The organism is Brevundimonas vesicularis (assembly GCF_044807075.1).
Taxonomy (GTDB): Bacteria; Pseudomonadota; Alphaproteobacteria; order Caulobacterales; family Caulobacteraceae; genus Brevundimonas; species Brevundimonas vesicularis_G.
Window position 1 is genome coordinate 2,695,690 of sequence record NZ_CP085234.1, and the last position, 17,445, is coordinate 2,713,134.

The 17,445-nt window shown below is 64.7% G+C and carries 23 protein-coding genes and 1 tRNA gene; 22 read left to right on the plus strand and 2 right to left on the minus strand.

The window, feature by feature from the left end:
- Nucleotides 1-48: 48 nt before the first annotated feature.
- From LG306_RS13695 to LG306_RS13795, 21 genes are all read left to right on the plus strand, one after another.
- The gene (locus LG306_RS13695; protein ID WP_404415529.1) at nucleotides 49-249 is read left to right on the plus strand and encodes a hypothetical protein; all 201 of its coding nucleotides are present in this window, start codon (nucleotides 49-51) and stop codon (nucleotides 247-249) included.
- 3 nt (nucleotides 250-252) lie between these two features.
- Nucleotides 253-678, plus strand: coding sequence for a hypothetical protein (locus tag LG306_RS13700; RefSeq protein WP_404415532.1), 426 nt, complete (start codon nucleotides 253-255; stop codon nucleotides 676-678).
- Complete coding sequence (locus LG306_RS13705; RefSeq protein WP_404415534.1) at nucleotides 675-1,025, plus strand: hypothetical protein; 351 nt, start codon at nucleotides 675-677, stop codon at nucleotides 1,023-1,025. Before LG306_RS13700 ends, LG306_RS13705 begins: the two co-directional genes overlap by 4 nt.
- Entirely contained in the window at nucleotides 1,025-1,420 is a 396-nt protein-coding gene (locus tag LG306_RS13710) for a hypothetical protein (protein ID WP_404415537.1), read from the plus strand. The genes LG306_RS13705 and LG306_RS13710 overlap by 1 nt, the downstream gene beginning before the upstream one ends.
- Nucleotides 1,417-1,845: a hypothetical protein gene (locus LG306_RS13715; RefSeq protein ID WP_404415540.1), complete on the plus strand. Its 429-nt coding sequence runs from the start codon at nucleotides 1,417-1,419 to the stop codon at nucleotides 1,843-1,845. Before LG306_RS13710 ends, LG306_RS13715 begins: the two co-directional genes overlap by 4 nt.
- A gap of 2 nt (nucleotides 1,846-1,847) precedes the next feature.
- A complete protein-coding gene (locus LG306_RS13720) occupies nucleotides 1,848-2,288 on the plus strand; it encodes a phage tail tube protein (protein ID WP_404415543.1) in 441 nt (146 codons plus the stop codon).
- Nucleotides 2,288-2,668 (plus strand): hypothetical protein, encoded by a 381-nt coding sequence (locus LG306_RS13725; protein ID WP_404415545.1) that lies wholly within the window; start codon nucleotides 2,288-2,290, stop codon nucleotides 2,666-2,668. The genes LG306_RS13720 and LG306_RS13725 overlap by 1 nt, the downstream gene beginning before the upstream one ends.
- 248 nt (nucleotides 2,669-2,916) lie before the next feature.
- Nucleotides 2,917-3,261, plus strand: a complete 345-nt coding sequence (locus tag LG306_RS13730; protein WP_404415548.1) for a hypothetical protein — start codon at nucleotides 2,917-2,919, stop codon at nucleotides 3,259-3,261.
- 63 nt (nucleotides 3,262-3,324) lie between these two features.
- A complete protein-coding gene (locus tag LG306_RS13735; RefSeq protein WP_404415550.1) occupies nucleotides 3,325-5,529 on the plus strand; it encodes a hypothetical protein in 2,205 nt (734 codons plus the stop codon).
- Nucleotides 5,529-6,110, plus strand: coding sequence for a hypothetical protein (locus LG306_RS13740; protein ID WP_404415553.1), 582 nt, complete (start codon nucleotides 5,529-5,531; stop codon nucleotides 6,108-6,110). The genes LG306_RS13735 and LG306_RS13740 overlap by 1 nt, the downstream gene beginning before the upstream one ends.
- Entirely contained in the window at nucleotides 6,110-6,742 is a 633-nt protein-coding gene (locus LG306_RS13745) for a hypothetical protein (protein WP_404415555.1), read from the plus strand. Before LG306_RS13740 ends, LG306_RS13745 begins: the two co-directional genes overlap by 1 nt.
- Before the next feature lie 8 nt (nucleotides 6,743-6,750).
- Entirely contained in the window at nucleotides 6,751-7,176 is a 426-nt protein-coding gene (locus LG306_RS13750) for a DUF6950 family protein (RefSeq protein ID WP_404415557.1), read from the plus strand.
- On the plus strand, nucleotides 7,177-9,420 hold the full coding sequence (locus LG306_RS13755) for a hypothetical protein (protein WP_404415560.1): 2,244 nt from the start codon (nucleotides 7,177-7,179) through the stop codon (nucleotides 9,418-9,420).
- 14 nt (nucleotides 9,421-9,434) lie between these two features.
- Complete coding sequence (locus LG306_RS13760; RefSeq protein ID WP_404415563.1) at nucleotides 9,435-9,827, plus strand: hypothetical protein; 393 nt, start codon at nucleotides 9,435-9,437, stop codon at nucleotides 9,825-9,827.
- Nucleotides 9,827-11,899 (plus strand): discoidin domain-containing protein, encoded by a 2,073-nt coding sequence (locus LG306_RS13765; protein ID WP_404415565.1) that lies wholly within the window; start codon nucleotides 9,827-9,829, stop codon nucleotides 11,897-11,899. Before LG306_RS13760 ends, LG306_RS13765 begins: the two co-directional genes overlap by 1 nt.
- A gap of 77 nt (nucleotides 11,900-11,976) precedes the next feature.
- Nucleotides 11,977-12,456, plus strand: a complete 480-nt coding sequence (locus tag LG306_RS13770) for a hypothetical protein (RefSeq protein ID WP_404415568.1) — start codon at nucleotides 11,977-11,979, stop codon at nucleotides 12,454-12,456.
- 1 nt (nucleotide 12,457) lies between these two features.
- Nucleotides 12,458-12,664 carry a hypothetical protein gene (locus tag LG306_RS13775; protein WP_374322138.1) on the plus strand — a complete coding sequence of 69 codons (207 nt, stop codon included), beginning with the start codon at nucleotides 12,458-12,460 and terminating at the stop codon, nucleotides 12,662-12,664.
- A 464-nt stretch (nucleotides 12,665-13,128) separates the two neighbouring features.
- Nucleotides 13,129-13,749, plus strand: coding sequence for a glycoside hydrolase family 19 protein (locus tag LG306_RS13780; RefSeq protein ID WP_404415571.1), 621 nt, complete (start codon nucleotides 13,129-13,131; stop codon nucleotides 13,747-13,749).
- Nucleotides 13,746-14,123, plus strand: a complete 378-nt coding sequence (locus LG306_RS13785) for a hypothetical protein (RefSeq protein WP_404415574.1) — start codon at nucleotides 13,746-13,748, stop codon at nucleotides 14,121-14,123. Before LG306_RS13780 ends, LG306_RS13785 begins: the two co-directional genes overlap by 4 nt.
- 242 nt (nucleotides 14,124-14,365) lie before the next feature.
- Nucleotides 14,366-14,962 (plus strand): hypothetical protein, encoded by a 597-nt coding sequence (locus tag LG306_RS13790; RefSeq protein ID WP_404415577.1) that lies wholly within the window; start codon nucleotides 14,366-14,368, stop codon nucleotides 14,960-14,962.
- 428 nt (nucleotides 14,963-15,390) lie between these two features.
- Nucleotides 15,391-15,600, plus strand: a complete 210-nt coding sequence (locus LG306_RS13795) for a hypothetical protein (RefSeq protein WP_404415580.1) — start codon at nucleotides 15,391-15,393, stop codon at nucleotides 15,598-15,600.
- Between the two features lie 42 nt (nucleotides 15,601-15,642).
- Here LG306_RS13795 and LG306_RS13800 read toward each other — a convergent pair whose 3' ends face one another.
- The gene (locus tag LG306_RS13800; protein WP_404415582.1) at nucleotides 15,643-15,945 is read right to left on the minus strand and encodes a hypothetical protein; all 303 of its coding nucleotides are present in this window, start codon (nucleotides 15,943-15,945) and stop codon (nucleotides 15,643-15,645) included.
- Nucleotides 15,946-16,462: 517 nt separating this feature from the next.
- Nucleotides 16,463-17,296, minus strand: a complete 834-nt coding sequence (locus tag LG306_RS13805; protein ID WP_404415585.1) for a TrmH family RNA methyltransferase — start codon at nucleotides 17,294-17,296, stop codon at nucleotides 16,463-16,465.
- A gap of 44 nt (nucleotides 17,297-17,340) precedes the next feature.
- Here LG306_RS13805 and LG306_RS13810 point away from each other — a divergent pair.
- A tRNA-Asn gene (locus LG306_RS13810) sits at nucleotides 17,341-17,415 on the plus strand.
- Nucleotides 17,416-17,445: the final 30 nt, after the last annotated feature.

Here is a 17,445-nt window from a genome sequence, read left to right on the forward strand (position 1 = left end):
CCGGGCTCGATCGGCTCGGCCATTATCTCTGAGATGAAGGAGGCCGACATGGCCAATCACTCCCCCGAAAAGGACAACTACGTCGCCAAGAAGACGTGGGATGCGGCTCTGGACGGCAAGAAGCCGGACGTGAAGCCGGAAGGAACCGTGAAGAAGGTGCAGGCCCAGGCCAAGGCGGAAGATGCTGTCCGCGTCGCGCGCAACGAGGCTCGCGGCAACGGCGGAAGTTCCGCTGACGGCGAGGCCTGAGCAATGGGCGTCGGTCTGTACGCATGGACCAGCGATCCGCTGGCCACGGTCGAGCAGGCCGACGCCTACGCCCTGGCGCGCGGCTGGACGGATTGGTTAGCGCTCACTGAGGAGCGTCGATCCTCCGCCCTGCTGGACGCCTCAACCTACATCAAGGCCACATACTCGGCCCCCTACCCTGTCACGGCGTCGATGGAACTGGCGATCCAGTCCGCGGCGATCGAGGCGGCCCGGCTGTCCCTAACCTCCCCGCTGATCGGCGGAGACGTGGATCCAGCCATCAAGTCGGTGAAGGCCGGCTCGGCGGCTGTCGAGTTCGAGGCGAGCGCCAAGGCCCGGTCGTCCCGTCTGGCTCTGGTTGCGGCCCTGCTGCGCTCGGTCGGCATTCAGGGCGGCTCGACCATCAACGTCCCGCTGAGGAAGGCATGAGCATCCTCGACCGGGTTCCTGGCATCATGGCCAAAGCCATGGGCGAGACCGTCTTCCGCGCTGGCGTCCTGAAGGTGCCAGGAGAACGGGTGTCGAATGGTCAGGGCGGCTGGATACCTGGCCCGCCCACGCCCCACCCCTGCCGCGCTCTGGTGGACGACTTCAGCGCGTACCGCCGAGCCGCTGGCGACATCGCCGGAAACGACCGCAAAATCATCATCCTGGCTGCGACGCTCGATGTAGAGCCGAAGGTCGGGCACACCATCAACGCCGAGGGGCGGGACTGGCAGATCATCGCCCTGACCCGTGACCCCGCCGGCGCAACCTACGAGGTTCAGGGCCGCTGATGGCGAAGGTCACGCTCGACCTCGCCAGGATTGACGCCATGAGCGACCGCGGCGCGGAGCAAGGGTTGAAGTCCGCGCTCCTTCAGGGCGAGGCGCTGGTGAAGGCGGACCTCTCGCAGCCGGGCACGGGCCGCATCTACGGCAAGCACCAGGCGTCAGCGCCGGGCCAGCCGCCCGCACCGGATACGGGCGAACTGCGCAACAAGACCGCCGCCGATCCTCAGATCAGGCGCGACGGCGACGACCTGGTCGGGCGCATCGTCTCGAACACCGAGAAATCCTCGGCGCTGGAACTGGGCACGGAGCGCATGGCCGCCCGCCCGTTCCTGGGACCGCTCGGAACCGATCACCGAACAGAGTTGCAGCGAGCGTTCATCGAGGGAGCCAAGCGATGAACACGTTGGCCGCCATCTTCACGCGCCTGGGTTCGGCCCCATCGATCATCGAGCGGTTGGACCGCTACCAAGGCCAGCCGGCGATTTTCAACGACACCGCGCCGGACGACTTCACCTTTGGCAGCCTGATCGCCGCCGTCATCGCCGCGCCCTCCTCTGACAGTCCAGACGACACCTTCACTGAGGACGGCCGGGCCATCATGCAGGATGTCCGGCTCTATGCCCGACACACCGGCAGCACGGCCGTGATCGACCGATTGGCCCGCGATGTCCGCGACCTCTTCCACCAGCAGCCGGAAGCCCTTGCCGCCGACGGCGCCACCTTCATCACCGCGATCGCCACGGGGCCGGTCGCGTCGCCGACCACTGACCCCAGCCTGGTCGGTCGCCGCATCACGCTCCGCTTCGAACTGCAAAGGATCTGACCATGGCTATCCGCACCAAAGGCAACGTCTTCCTCGAAATGGACACCGCTTCTTCCGGCGGCCCGACCTTCACGAAGGTTCCCGGCGTCTTCTCCAACGACGGCGGCGGTACCACGAACGAGCGGATCGACACGACCGACTTCGACACCGTCGGCAACAGCCGCGAATACATCGGCGGCCTGAGCGAAGAGCAGCCGCTGTCGTTCGAACTGCACTATCAGCCCGGCAACACCGTGCAGGAAGCCATCCGGGCCGCCAACGCCGCCGGCACGACCAAGACCTTCCGCCTCGTCTTCGGCGACGCGACCGAAACATCAGAGACCTACACCTTCTCGGCCCTGGTCAGCAGCTACGGCATGCCGCGCGGCCCCATTGAGGGCAAACTGTCGGTGCCGTTCGAACTGCAGCCGACCGCCGCCGGCGTCTGGGCTGACGCCGCCTGATGGCAGACGCCTATCTCGGGATCGTGCGCCTGCCCTGGGCGGGCGACACGGTCCCTTTGCAGTTCACCCTACGGCGCGTCGCCGAGTGGGGCCGCGCCGCTCTCATTGAGAAGCTGACCCTAATCGCTGAGGGTGGACCTGGCGACGGAGAAGCTCTTGCCGATCTGCTGGAGCTGGCCTCGGGCGGTGAGATCGTTGCAGCCGAGGTCATCGACACCACAATCGGTTTCGATCGCGCCGTCGTCGCCTTGCACTCGGCATGGGCGCTGGCTCGGTTCGGCCCATCCGGCAAGCCAGAGGATGAGCGTGCCGAAAACCCTCTTCAGCGCCTTCAGACTTCATTCGTGACGCTCTGGAGGCGGGTGCGCGGGCGGGGCTAAGCTTCGACGCCATTCTCGACAGCACATTCTGGCAGCTGAAGATCGCAATCACTGGCCGCGCCCAGCGCGACGCCGAGCTCGCCGCCGCGTCAGGTTGGTGGGCTGAGCGTTTCGCGAGGGAAAAGGCGTTGTCGCCCCTCTCGCATTACCTCTCAGTCGATAGCGAAAGCGACGTCGACGAAGCCGAAGCGCTACGAAGCTGGGCGCAAGGCATCGACGCGAGGTTCAAGCGGACGTAGCCTGTTCCGATGAAAACCATCGGAATCATCGTCGGCATAGCGGTCGCCCTCATAGCTGGTGTCTCGGTCTGGTATGCCACCCTCGGCCCTGGCGGCGCGCCCGGCAGGATCGAAGCCGGTAATGCCAAGCCGGCCGACTTCTTGGAGCTCTGCGCCAGCGCTGTGGCAATCAAGGCCGGACACGAGCCGTCCTGGTCTGGCGCGAGGGCTGTGAAATCGCCGCCAGTCACTGTGCAGCGCTCGCAGCAGCCGCAAGAGATCACCTGCCAAGCGGTCCTTCGAAATGGCACGCCGATCGCCTTCCAAGCTCGCATCTTCTGCGCTGCCGGCAAGGACTGCGTGAACGTCATGTAGCCCGACACGCCAGTCGGAAATCTGTAGGGCGGCTCCAAGCGGGTCGCCCTTTTTCGTGGGGTGATGATGACTGATGCCCCCGTAATCGGCTCAGCTGCGTTTGAGCTGCGCGCAACCCGCGACAAGCTTGCTCGTGACGTTCGTGGCGCCGAGACCGACCTCAAGAAGTCCGTTGAGCGCATCGAAAAGGACTATGGAAAGTCGGGGCAGCGCAGCGCCGACGCCTTCGCGGGCGGCACGCGCAAAATGGCGGGCCATGCCGACGACGCCGCCAAGGCGGTCACTCGCTCGTCTGGACTGATGACAGCCGCCCTCGGCGGGGTCGCGACAGCAGCAGCAAGCATCGGCTTTGCAGCCATCGTCCAAGGGGCGCGTGACGTCGCAGCCGCCGGCGCGGAAATCCAGAAGACAGCCGACAGTCTGAATATCGGCACCACCCGGTTACAGGAACTGCGCTACGCCGCTTCGGAGACGAAAGTATCGGTCGCCGATCTTGAAGGCGGACTTGATCGCCTCAACACCCTGCTCGGCGAGTTCCGGGCCGGCATCGCAAGTCGCGACATCGAGCCGGTGTTCGAACGCCTTCGAATCAAGCCGGAAGACCTGCAGTCCATCCAGAACGCCGACCAGTTCCTCGGCCTCATCGCCGATCGGCTCCAGTTGGTCGGCGACAAGGCAGAACAGGCCGCCATCCTCGACAAGCTGCAGATCGAAGACCTGCTACCGCTCGCTGCCCTCGGCTCGACTGGCATAAACAACCTGGCGGACGCCGCTTCAAATCTCGGCACCGTTTTGGACCAGGAGATGATCCAGAAGCTGGCGGACGCTGATGCGCAGATGCAGCGGTCGGCCGGGCAGTTGGACAATCTGCGGATTGCTGCCCTCTCGCCACTCGCTGTCGCGTTTGGTGCCGCAGCCGAGGCAGCCACCGGCTTCATTCTGGAGATGAACCAGATTGAGCAGCGGTCGAGCGGTTGGCAGCGCGCGATCATGGGTGCTCTCCGCGCGCTTCCTGGCGGCACGGCGACCTCCCTGCTCTATCAAAAGATCAGCGGCGGCATTCCCATCCCTGATCTTGGATCAAGCGACGATGATCCGATGCTAGCGCGGGAGCGCGGGGCTCTTGCACGTCCGGTGCGCGGATATGAGCCGCGCGCACCTCGCGCGCCTCGGCGGTCGCGGTCGGGCGGGGGTCGCTCATCTGGCCCGTCGCAGGCGGAACTGGCGGCTCAGCGCGAAATACTTTCGCTACAGGGGCAGATTGAAGTTCTGCGTGCCCAAGGCCGCGATCAAGATACTGCGGCCGCGCAACGCAAGCTGACGGCCCTAACGCTGACGCAGCAGTACGAGCGCGCCGGCTTCCAGAACGCCAAGGCGCTGGCGGAAGCGCAAGTCGACGCTGTGGCTCGCGCACAGGCGGCGCAGGCCGGCCTCAACGCCGCTCGCGAAGAAGGAAAGCGCTGGCTCGACATGGCCGTCGACGCTCAGCGGGCCAATGCCAGCGAGGCTCTGGACCGGGTTCGATACGAGGCCGAAATCGCCCGCCTGACAGGCAACCCCAAGTCGATCGAGGCCCGCGAGCGCGAGCTCTACATCGCCGAACGCACTAACGATCTGCTGCGCGACAAGGTGGGCTTGATCACCGCCGCAGACCTCGCCGCCGCTAAGTCGGTCGCCACCAGCGAGGCCGACGAGATTGGCTCCGCTGACCGTGAAGGGCGACTGCGAGAAGAGTTCCGGCGCTCCTTTACTGACGGGCTGCGCGCGGCGATGGATGGGGACATCGGCGGCCTGTTCGAAAGCCTGGCTGACCGCTTCACCAGCCGTATGCTCGACAATCTGTCTGACGACCTGTTCGACATCCTCATGAAGGGCGGCAAGGGCGGCGGCGGCGGCGGCGGCAACATCCTCTCCTCGATCGCCAGCTTGTTCAGCAAAGGCGTCCCCGGCTTCGCCTCGGGCGGCTCGATCACCAAGGGCGGCCTCGCCTACGTCCACCAAGGCGAAGTTCTGGCGAACCTGTCGGCGGGCACGTCTGTGATCCCTGCGCACGCCGTCAGGGCCATGGGTGGGATGGCGGGTGGCATGGGAGGCGCGCCGGCGTCGGGAGGCTCCCAAGTGATCCAAGTTGAACCGTCCCAATACTTCGACGTCAAAGTCAGGGAGGTCACAGCCCCGCAATCGGCCGCCACCTTCTCTGCCGCCCGCAAGGCCGTCCCCTCCGACATGGCGCGGACTGACCGCTACACGCTGGGACGTCGTCGCTGATGGCCGTCCTGGTCCTGCCGACCGATCCGGCGCCCGCCAACATGGGCATCGCCATGATCACGGCGAAGAACATCCTGGCCCCGGCCTTCGGTGACGGAGAGCAGGAGCTTCTGCGCAAGGGCAGTCGCTACGCCTTGACCTTCCAGATGCCGCCGATGCGCTACGTCACGTCGATGGATTGGGACGACCTGATGGCCGAGGGCGACACGGTCGTGATGAAGGTGCATCAGCCCGGCTTCGACACCGGCGCGCCTGGGACGCCTCGGGTGAACGGCGCCGGTCAGTCCGGATCCGCTCTGGTGATCGACGGCCTGACGAACGGCTATGTCATCCGCAAGGGCCAGTTCCTTTCGGTCATCACCCAAGGCCGCCGATTCCTCTATCGCGCGAAGGCCAGCGTGACGGCCTCGGGCGGGGCAGCGACCGTCCTTCTTCGCACGATGCTGCGCTTCCCGCCGGCGGATAACGACGTGGTCGAGATCGCCCAGCCGATGATCGAGGGCTTCGTCCGCGATCTGGGCGAATGGTCAGTCGGCGTCGATCGCTTGGTCGGGCTGCAGTTCACGGTGAGGGAGCGCTGATGGACGCGAACCTGATCGCCGCCTATCAGCAGCCCGCTTTCGTCAAGGCGACTCTGGTGCGGTTCGATATGGCCGGGGGCGCGATCTGCCTGACCGATGGCGGGTTCGTCTTCTTCGACGCCGGCGAGGGCGATGGTCCGGAGGCCTATGTCGGACATCACCCGGTCTATGGCTCGCTCGACACCGTCGGGTCCATCAAGGACGGCTCGGAGGCCCAGACGACACGGATCGACATCGGCATCCTGCCGGTCTCGGACGCCGCCGCCGCCGCCCTCGCCGCTCCGTCGACGCAGGGCACGCGGGTTCAGTGGTGGGAGGGCGCGGTTGACCAGACAACCGGCCTGCTGATCGGTGCGCCCGAGCTGAAGTTTGACGGCGAGATCGACAAGCCCCGGTTTCAGGTCGGCGATAGCTGGCTACTGACGCTGGAGTGCGGCACCCAGGCCGAACGCCAGCTTGAGCCGAACGCGGACTGGCGCCTGAACCACGCGACGCATCAGCGAATCTGGCCCGGCGAAATGGGCCTGTCCTACGTCGACGGCGTCGCCCGCAAGAACGAGTGGCGCAGCCGGCCGGAGAATCCTGGCCTGTTCAAGCGCCTGCTCAACACCTTCGTGCCTTTCTCCAAGTAGGGCGATCCATGCATCCCATGATGAAGCGCCAGGCTGCGACGCAGGCCTGCATGGACCGCTTTGCCTTCAAGGCTGTCGAGCCGGGCAAGCGCGACTGCGGCAAGCTGGCGGCCCACGCGATGGGCAAGATGGGCCGATCGGCGAAGCTGCTGAACGGCACGCGGCACAAGACTTTCGCCGGCGCCCTGAAATACATCCGTCGCCTTGGCTTCAAGGACTTGATCGCCCTGATGGATGCGACCGGGCTGGACCGCGTGCCGCCGGCCGCCGCCTTGCCCGGCGACATCATCGCCATGCCCTCTGAAGACGGAGACGGCTTCGGCTGCTCACTCGCCGTGGCGCTCGATAACGGCCGGGTGCTGGGGCTGAACCCTGGCTCGGGCCTGATCGAGCCGATGATCCCTCACCTGTTCGTTTGCGCCTGGAGGGTCTGAATGCCGTTCCTCCTGCCCGCCGCCGCGTCTGCTGTTGCCGCTGCTGCCCCGGCCGCTGTTGCTGCGGGTGCCAGCGCTGCCGCATCGGCCGGGATTGGCGCGACCCTGACCAGCATCGCGGGCAATGTCCTGATGAACTTCGCCATCTCGGCGGCGATGTCGATCTTCCAGCCCAAGGTCGGCGTGGCGGGTCGGACGTTTGAATGGACGCTAGACCCTGACGGCCCAATCCCGTTCGCCGCCGGGCGCATCGGCGTTCCCGGCTCAGCCGTCTACCGGAAGACCTTCGGCCCCGACCTGATGTACTACGGCATCCCGTCGGTGATCTCAGGCGCCGGGCCGATCGACGGCTTCGAAGGCTTCATGGCCGACGACGAGACCGTAGCCTTCGACGGATCAGGCAAGGCCATCAGCAGCCAGTATGCCGGCGAGCTCTGGTACAAGAACAAGCTGGGCACGCAGCCCGATACCGCCATCACCTCGCCGACGGGGCTCAAGAACGGCGCGACCCTTCCCGGCTGGACCTCGGCGCACAAGCTGTCGGGCAAGGCTTGCTACATGATCGTCATGGGCGAGAACTCGAAGGGGACCGCCTTCCCGACGGGTGAGATCAAGCCTCTGATCACGCTGCGCGGACTGAAGGTCTATGACCCGCGTCTCGACAGCACCTATCCGGGCGGCTCCGGCTCGCATCGCCTGTCTAACCCGGCGACCTGGACCTATTCCGCCAACCCGATCCTGTGGGCGCTGAAGTGGGCGCTGGGTCTCTGGGAAGGCCCGACAGGCAAGGGCGCGCCGCAGATCGATTATCAGGTCGGCGGCATCGGCGCGAAGCTGTCAGGCATCGATGTGCCGGCCTTCGTCGCCGCCGCGAACATCGCCGACATCAACGGTTGGACCTGCGCAGCCTATCCGACCACGGACGACGACAAGCACCAGGTGCTGACCGGCTTCCTGCAAGCGGGCGGCGCCATCTACGCCCAGCGCGCCGGCAAGATCAGCTGCATCCAGCGCGCCGCGCCGCGCACCAGCATCGTCACCATCTCGGCCTATGACACGGCCGGGCCGCTGGAGATCGACACGGCCGCCAGCCGCATCGACCGGATCAACACCCTGCGGCCCCGGTTCTGGAGCGAGCCGCATCGCTGGCAGATGACGGCGCTCGACCAGGAGGTGACCGCCCAGGCCTATCGCGACGAGGACGGCGGCGTTCGCCCGAGCGGGATCGACTATCCCTATGTGACCAGCGCGGTTCAGGCCGCCCAGCTCGCAGCGCTCCAGATCGCCAACACGCGCGAGGGCATCGCGGGCGTGATCCCGCTGAAGCCGCACCTGCAACGCATCCGGCCGGGCGACGCCTTCACCATCACGGAGGCCGGGTTCGTCCTGAACGGGCTGAAGTGCCTGTGCCTGAACACCGACTATGATCCGGCGACGGGCGTGGTTCGGGTGTCTTTCGTTAGCGAGACCGACGCTAAATATCCGTTTGCGCTGGGTCAAAATCCGACGCCGCCAGAGCCGCAGATCATCGCGCCGATTGATCCGCGCTATGTGTCTCCTCCTGATGTCGGAGACTGGACGCTCGCCGCCGAAACCCTTGTCGAGAACGGAAGCTCCATCCCGATCATCGCCTTCACTGGCGCATGTGAAAACGCCACAGCCGAGAGCGTGATCTTCGAGTTCCGGCCCGTCGATGATCCGCCTCGTCTCTGGGCCGGCGCTGGGGTCGAGGGGCCAGCCGTCGAACGCAAAGAGGTCGGCGGCCCGATTACCCAAGGCACCGCCTATGAGGGCGCGGTCAGCTATCGACGCGGAAACAACGTCTCGGATCGGCTGGTGCTGGGGCCGGTGACGGTTGGGTCATACGCCGTGTCACCTGGGCCTGCCGCCAGGCGCCTGGTCAGCCAGAGCATCGACTATCCCTTCTCTAGCGATGCTTCATCTATCACCATCTCCACGGCCTTCACCGGCGTCGTGGAAGGCTCTGGCGCGGCTGTCAGCTTCCCCGCAGGATCCATCACGGGGCTGTCCAACTCGACCCAATATGGCGTCTTCTGGAAGGCTGGCGCTGGCTATGAGGTCGAGGCCTATCCCGCAACCACGCACATGACGACGGGCTCGTGGATCTTCGTCGGTTGGCAGGCCACGTCCGATGGTTCGGGCGGTTTCCCAAGCTCGCCCCCTCCCCCGCCCGGCTGGGGCGGCGGCGGCAACACCCCGATCTACGAACAACAAGTCGCCTAAGAGGGCATCCCAACATGATCACACCAGGACGGCTGGACCTCACGGTTCAGCGATGGACGCCGTTCGTCTATCAGATCGATTTCGAAGGTCTGGATTTCACCGGCGCCACGATGGCCATGCAGGTCCGGCTGTATCGCGACGCGCCGGGCTCTCCGCTGATCGCCCTCGCCAATGCCGCCGCGAACGCAGAGGGCCTGTCGGTGTCCGTGGCCACGATCGACGATACCACGGTCTCGACCGTGCAAATCCGCATCAATGAGACGACCGCTGAAGGCCTGCTGTTGAACGCCGGCAAGCCGGGCGACGACGTTCGGCTCGTCTACGACCTTCACATCACCGGCGGCGGCTTCCCCAAGACCCGCTGGCTGGAAGGCGCATTCATCATCAAGGGCGGAGCAACCCAATAATGGCCGATGCAATCGTCAAGATCGTGAACAATCAACCCGTGGTGAAGGTCGCGGGTTCGGAGCTCCTTACGCCCTTGGTCGCCGCGGCCCAGGCAGCGCGAGATGCGGTGCGCCCGTTGTTCGGTGAAGGTCCGCCTGATGCAACAGCGGGTATCGCGGGCAGCTTCTACCGGGATGTCAGCGATCCTTACGCTCCGCTGGAATGGTTCAAGACGGATGCCGGCTGGCAAGGGCCGCAGGCGCTGAAGGGCGATCCCGGCGGCACGACGGATCTGATCGGCACGCGCCAGCAAGCGCAGTCGATGACCATCGGTCCCGAGTTCGCCGCTGTCCGCACAACGGGCTATGCCGCTCCGGGCGATGGCGGAGGCGGACTCTACAAGCGAGTCGTGAGCGAGCCAGCTCACGCGGGCAAGTTTCAGTCGGCCGGCGGACAGTGGTGGGAAGTCACGCCCGATGGCGTTGGGGTGACACTGCAGCAGTTTGGCGCGAAGGGGCTGCCCGGCGTCGATGACCGGTCCTCCATTCTAGGCGCGATTGCATTTTGCGCTGCAAAGGGTGGAGGTGTGATCGGCTCGGTTCCCGGATCGAAGCACCATTTCACCGGCCGTATCCGCATCCCTCAAGGCGTGGTCCTGGACTTCGGCCGATCAACAATCGCCGCCGAACTCTGGCCGACTAGTGCTGACGGCGGGGTTGAGCTTGAAGCGGGAGGCGGCCTGTTTGCTGAAATCCGTGCCATGCAGCCGGGCCAGACCGGCCCGTTCTTTGAGATCAACGACCAGAAGTCCACCACATTCTTTGGCCGCAACGAACGCAAAACGCGCTTCAGCGTCGGTCTTCGCGGCAATCGTCAACCGGGGTCGAAGGGCATTCTCATCCATTCCAGCGATCTGGCCAAGGGTGTGGCTTGGGTGGAAGGCGAATTCGAGGTAGGAGAGATCGATTATCCGCTCGACCTGATCTCGAACGGCCAAGGCTACGTCAATGAGAATTGGCTCCGGGGAAAAATCTACGACGGCGTGGAAAACTGCCGCCTGCTGGTCAACGGAACGGGCGAGGTTTCGTCCAACCGCCTGACGCTTTCGTTCCAGACCGGCGCGAATGCGCGCTCGGGGATCAACCTGATCTGCGACGGTGGCCTCAACTGGATCGACGTCAAGTGCTGGGACTGGACGACCGCTCGGCTCAATCCCGCCTATGACGGGACGCAGATCAGGCTGACCGACAAGTCTGGCGGGAACCACGTCACTGGGTTCGCTGCGCGCGGTTTGACGGGCTCCGGTTTCGGCAAGCCTGCGGTGATCGACCTTGCGCCGAACAGCCGTCGCAACTTTGTCGATGTGGACGACATGCGGACCAAGGCTCCTTCCGAGCGCAGTCTTGGCCCCGGCAGCGGTTACACGATGCAATGGATGGTCGGCGATCAAGACGACGAACTCGCATTCGCGGCGAACGGTCGATATGCCGTGACGCAAAGCGGCGCACAAAGCTTCGCACCCGTGGAAGCCATGTTCAGCCCGAACGGCGCAGGCGCAATAGCGGCCATGGCGACACAGGCTGTGCTTACAGTCGATCTCGGCGCGGTCGTTATACTTGGCGACTTCTTCGCAGCAGGCGTTTACTTCCAGAGCGATGCAAGCAAGCCCGACAAGGCTAAAGTAGAGTTCAGCAGCGACGGCTCCGCATGGACGACGGTGTTGACGGCGGGCTACGACGGCGGCCCCGTGCCGCTGCGGCTGGTGCGCTTTGAGAGCTCTCTGACCGCCGTCCGATATATCCGCCTGACCTGTGAAAACAACACGGCGCGCAACATCAACGTCAACCGTTTGTTCGCTGCCTCGACTGCGGTGAATAGGAAGGGCGGGGCGTTTGTCCATCGTTGGGGCGGAGAGTTTTACGGTCCGCCGAATGTGCTGATGACGGGACATCAGGGTGGCTATTGGGTTGGCGGACAGCGAGTGATCCGCGAGCGTCTATCCGCTGTTCCAAATGCGGTGACTGGGACTGAGGTGGCGACTATCAACGCACTTCTGGATCGCCTCCGTTTGCACGGACTGATCGCCTCATAGCCTGCTTCGCCGCCGTGCTGATCAACTTCCGCCGGGACTGACCGGCCCCTGTAATCCCCGGCGTGGAGTATCGCCTTATGCCTGAAGAGATCGCGGCGCCGTTGACGTCGCCGGGTGGGATCGCCGCCATCATCACGGCCATGGGCCTTGGGGGCGTACTGACCGCGCTGATCAACCGCCCGTCTCGCCGGTCTGTAGCGGCAGCTGCTGCAAAGGACGAAGCGACCGGGGAAGCCGCCGTGATCGCTTCCATGGCCACGGCGTTCACCGGCACGACCGGCGCCCTGCGCGAAGAGATCGAGCGCATGCAAGACATGCTCAACGATCTTCGCCAGCGGGTGGCCGAGGCTGAGGCTGAGCTACGGGCGGCGGCGGGCCGGGAAGCGGTGCTGGAGCGGACGATCTCCGATCAGCGCGCCCAGCTGGAAACGGCTCACAATGACGTGGTCCGGCTCCGTAGCGAACGCGATGCCGCCATCGACAAGACGATCCAACAAGAGGGCGAGATCCGGCAGCTCAAGGCCGTGATCGAAGCCCAGAGCCGCGTCGGAGGATAAGATGAAGATGCCGACCATTCACGCCCGCACCATTCTGGCCGTCATCGCGCTGGGCGGGTTCGTCCTGTCTCTCGGAACTCTCGCCTTCTTCCCCGTGCCCGAGGCCAACAAGGAACTGTTCAGCGCGGCCATGGGCGGCCTGAACATCCTGCTGGGGGGCATCGCCGGCTACTATTGGCCCCGCGACCCGAACCCACCTGGGAGATGAAGGAGCGGCCCGGCTGTCGGGATAGGGGGCGCTAAAGCCGGGCCGCTTGCACTCGGAGAGATGTGCTCCCTCGAAATGCGCTCACGTTCTGCGGGTTCCTTAGATCCGCAGCTGCATGCCCTTGCGCACATGCGCGGTGAACTCGCGACATAGCCAGCTCGAGATCGCAGTGATCATGCAGCCCACCGTAACAACTCGGCAGAACTAACAGCTCCGGTTCCGATCGGTTCCGAGGTGCGGCTCGCCCTGTGCGTTGGGGGGAACAAGGCGAGCCGCTTGCAGCACCAGCTGATCAGGGGCTGCACCGGCACTTATGCCACACGGTGGAGCTTTCCGACTAGGCCGAAATGGCGGCCGACCGCTGATGTCCTCGCCCAGCCGGGCCGCCTGACGCAGTTCGGGCACGAGCCGCGACGGCTTCGCCTTAGCTGCGAAACCTAACCCCCACAATCTGGAGAGTGACCATGGGCCTGATACCGGCTGACAGGTTCCGCACGTTTGCGCCCAAGGCGACAGCGGGCACGCGTGAGGCGCTGGAGGCAGCAGCGGCCGCACACGGCTTCTCGGGCCTGGTCTTGGCCCACTGGCTGGGTCAGATGTTCGTCGAAAGCGCCGGGTTCACGACCCGCGAAGAGAACCTGAACTATTCCGTCGACGGCCTGCTGAAGATGTTCGGCCGGCACCGGATCAGCGAAGCCGATGCCCGCAAGTTCGGACGCGCCCCCGGCCGGCCGGCGCATCAGAACGCGATCGCCAACATCATCTATGGGGGCGAGTGGGGGCGGAAGAACTTGGGCAACACCCAGCCCGGCGACGGCTGGCGGTTCAGGGGCGGCGGCGAGAAGCAAATCACCGGCCGAGCCAACTATCGCGAAGCCGGCCATGAGCATGATCCCGACACTCTGCGGACTGATCCCATCGCGTCCGCCAAGGCCTCAGCCAACTTCTTCGTCAAGCACGGCTGCATCGCTCCCGCGCTGCGAGATGACGTGAAAGGCGTGACGCTGAGGGTCAATGGCGGCGTCAACGGCCTGGACGCGCGCATTGCTGCCACGGCGGCAGCCAAGAAGGTCGTCGGGCTGTGATCGCCCTCGCCTTCCTCCGCTCCATCCCCCGGTTGCTCAACCCGACCGGCTGGCTGATCGTCGCCATCATCGCCGCCTTCGTCCTGACCGGCGCCTTCTGCTCCCACAGGGGCGCACAGGGCGAGAAGGACCGTCAGGCGGTCCAGACACAGAAGACCGAGGCGAAGGCGTCAGGCGCGCGGGAAATCGCTGCTGTCGAACGCCTGACTGACACCCTGTCCAACAACGCTGCACGAGAGGAACTGAACGATGCGCTCAAAGACCTTCCTGACGCTGTGCCCTCTGATCGCCGGGTCCGCCTTGCTTGTGTCCGGCTGTCTCGGCAAGGAACGCCCGCCGCTGACTTACCCGAGCGCTGCCGATCTGTCGGTTGAGACGAAGCCCCGGCTGGACCCCGCCGCCGTCGAGAGCGAAGCGGCGCTGGACAGATTTGAGATCGACATGGAGCTTTGGGGCGAACGCGGGTGGGCCTCAGTGGCGCGCCTCTGTCGCTTTCACAGGGCCGTGGGGATGCGGATCGATTGCCCCGCCCCCAGCCCAGCGCTACAATAGGACGGCCCGGTAGGTGTTTGCCGCACCTGATCCGGGCCTAACCACCATGCGACTGGAGCGCACTATGGCTGAGCCCCTACTACCCGGAACCCGGTTCACCCGTCTAGTTGTCGTTGAGCACGGCGGCGGGCCGCGCGTCCTCATCAAATGCGATTGCGGAACCCAGCGCGAGGTCAGCCGCGCGAACCTTGTCCAAGGCCGCTCTAAGAGCTGCGGCTGCGCCCGCAAGGAATCGCTAGCGGCGCTCAAAACGCGGCATGGTGGGCGAAAGACGCGGCTCAACCGCATCTGGCACCTCATGAAAGCGCGGTGCCTTAACGAGCGTCACCCTAACTGGCCCAGCTACGGCGGACGCGGGATCACTCTCCACCCCGAATGGGCTGAGTTTGTTCCGTTCCGCGACTGGGCTCTATCGGCTGGTTACACCGATGATCTGACGATCGACCGTCTCGACAACGACGGCCCATACGCGCCGGATAACTGTCGTTGGGCTACGCGTCGGGAGCAGACCCAAAACAGGCGGAATACCGTTCGCATACCCTATCGCGGCCAACTGCTGGTCGTCCCCGAGCTTGCCCGTCTCACAGGCAAGAAGCCCGACTACTTCTATTGGAGGCTACGCCATGGGGTTCCGCTCGACCAGGTCGCCGACGGTCTCTGACGCTCTCTGCCGGTTCTTCGACACCATGGGGATGCGGGGGCTGGACTGTCCGCCGCCGCCGCGACCGGGCTAGGTATCGGATCGGATAATATGGACCCGCGCACGGCGGTCTTGTTATCCGGGTTGGACAACATAAGCGTTGAGCCTCGGCTCCGCTATCAAGGCCGCTCCGGGAGACCGGGGCGGCTTTCGTCGTTCCTGAAGTAAAAAACATGAGTCGGGACAATTACTTGCCCGAATCGCACAACTAGGGCATGTCTCCCAAGTTGGCAGCTTTGCTGCTGACAGACGAAAGGCCGGGGTGACAGCCCCGGCCCCTAGATGAACCGGCTGGCGGTTCGTTTTGTGCACAGGACGCGTTATGAGTTTGTTCGGAGCCTTAGTCAAGCCGCCAGCCATATTCTCGGGACCAAAGGAGCCCGATCAATATGATGGCTGCAAACAACAACGCGCCAAGCCGTACCCTCACCTTCAATGACGCTGTTCTGATCTGGCTTCGTCATTGGTCGGGAGAGTTCCAGAACAGGATCGCTGCCAGCTTCGACGTGAACCCCGGCCGGGTGAACGAAGTGCTCAAACGGCGGCGTCACGTCGGAAGCGAAAAGGCCGCCAGAGAGCTTGCTCGCACGGCAGCTTGAATGTAGGGCCGTCATCCTTCGGGGTGGCGGCCTTTCTTGCGTTCAGACGGCGCAGTAGTGGCCGTCACCCTTCTCGTTGAGAATCCGGTGAATGTCGGCACAGTCGAATCTGCCTTCGGGGCCATCGTAGTAGCTATCGATGTCGCTCACGTTGTCCCAGAAGTGCCGTAGCTTCGGAATGTCGAACTGGCGGAGGCAATCAAGCACTGCGGCGTGAATGCGCTCTGCGCCGATTTGAGCGAGCGTTTTTCGCTTCGTCAGCACGGAGAACATCTCCTCCAGGCTGATGTACTGAATGGCAGCCTCAATAGGTTTCGATGCGGGGAACGGGATGATCTCAGCCATATCGAAATCTATCATGTTCGGCGCCGACCCAGAAACCAACAATGGCGGGGCCTTGAGACGTATTTGCTGGAGAATCCCGCATTTTCGGCGCCGTCGTTTCCACCTTGCGCATCGCCGGTCACTGACTCATAATTCGTCTGCGAGCGGCGTGGAAAGCAGACACGCTACATTGCGCTCCCATTTTCCGGCTCTGTGGGCATGCAACCGGGCGGGAGGGGTAGGTTGAGGCTCCATCGCCCTCTCAGCCAGCCGGAGTAGCGCCCGGCCTCGCATCGGTAAGGGTTGGGGGTTCCCAGCCACCACAGACGCCCTCGGTTCACGCCGGGGGCGTTTTGCTTAAGCGGGGCGGGGAATCTCCGGTTAGGCTGGACCCGAAAAAGCCTATGAATTTCAGTGCTGGTGTGGACCCCGGCAAGACGCTCCAAGCCATTGATATCACGGCATTGCGTGAGTTCCGGTCAGGCCTCCATCGTGACGATACGGACGAAGGCCGCCCCTCGGGGCGGCCTTCGCGTTTTCAGCTTCCAGCAAGCGCAGTCGTGGTCAGGTGATGTAGCGCGACCGCACTCGTCGCCGCGACATTCAGCGAATCGAACCCGCCCGCCATAGCGATCCCGATCGGTCGGCAACGGTCGATCAAATCCCTGGGCAGCCCCGGCCCTTCCGACCCCAGCATCAGAGCGACCGGTCCGACGCGCCTGTAGTCCGAAAGGCGCTCGATCGCCGAAGGCGTCAGCGCCAAGACCTCGACGCCGGCCTGCTGCAGAGCGTCGATAATGTCTGTCGCGCCGGCGACGACGAACGGCGTGCGAAGCACCGCGCCGACCGAAACGCGAATCGCCTTGCGGTAAAAGGGGTCGCAGCAGGTCGGATCAAGCAGCACCGCCCTGGCGCCGAACGCGGCGGCGTTCCTGAACAGGCCGCCGACATTGTCGTGGTTGCCGATCCCGCTGGCCACGACGAACACGTCCTGCGGCCCGATATCAGCCAGCACTTTGTCCAGCGACACCGGCTCGGGCTTTTGGCCCAAGGCCAGAATGCCCCGGTGCAGTTCGAAACCCGCGATCTGGTCCAACACGGCTTGTCCCGCAACATAGACGGGCGTCGCGGGCGGCAGAGATGTGATGACATCGCCCAAGGCCGCAACGCGCTTTTTCGCCAGCAGCAGCGACAGGGGCCGACAGCGCGATGCCGTCGACGCCAGTCCACGCACCACCACCTCCCCTTCCGCGATGAACAGCCCCTGACGACCCGTCAGATCGCGCTCGCGGATATCGCGATAGGCCGCAACACGCGGGTCGTTGGGATCATCGATAAATATCGTTTCGATTGGCTCGTTTTCCCATTGCAAGATCGGAACGGCCGCTGCTATACGCCCGCCTCCCGAGCAGATGTTCCGCAGTAGCTCAGTGGTAGAGCAGCCGACTGTTAATCGGCTGGTCGTAGGTTCGAATCCTACCTGCGGAGCCACTCGGGGTAAAGACTGAGGCCAGACAAGGC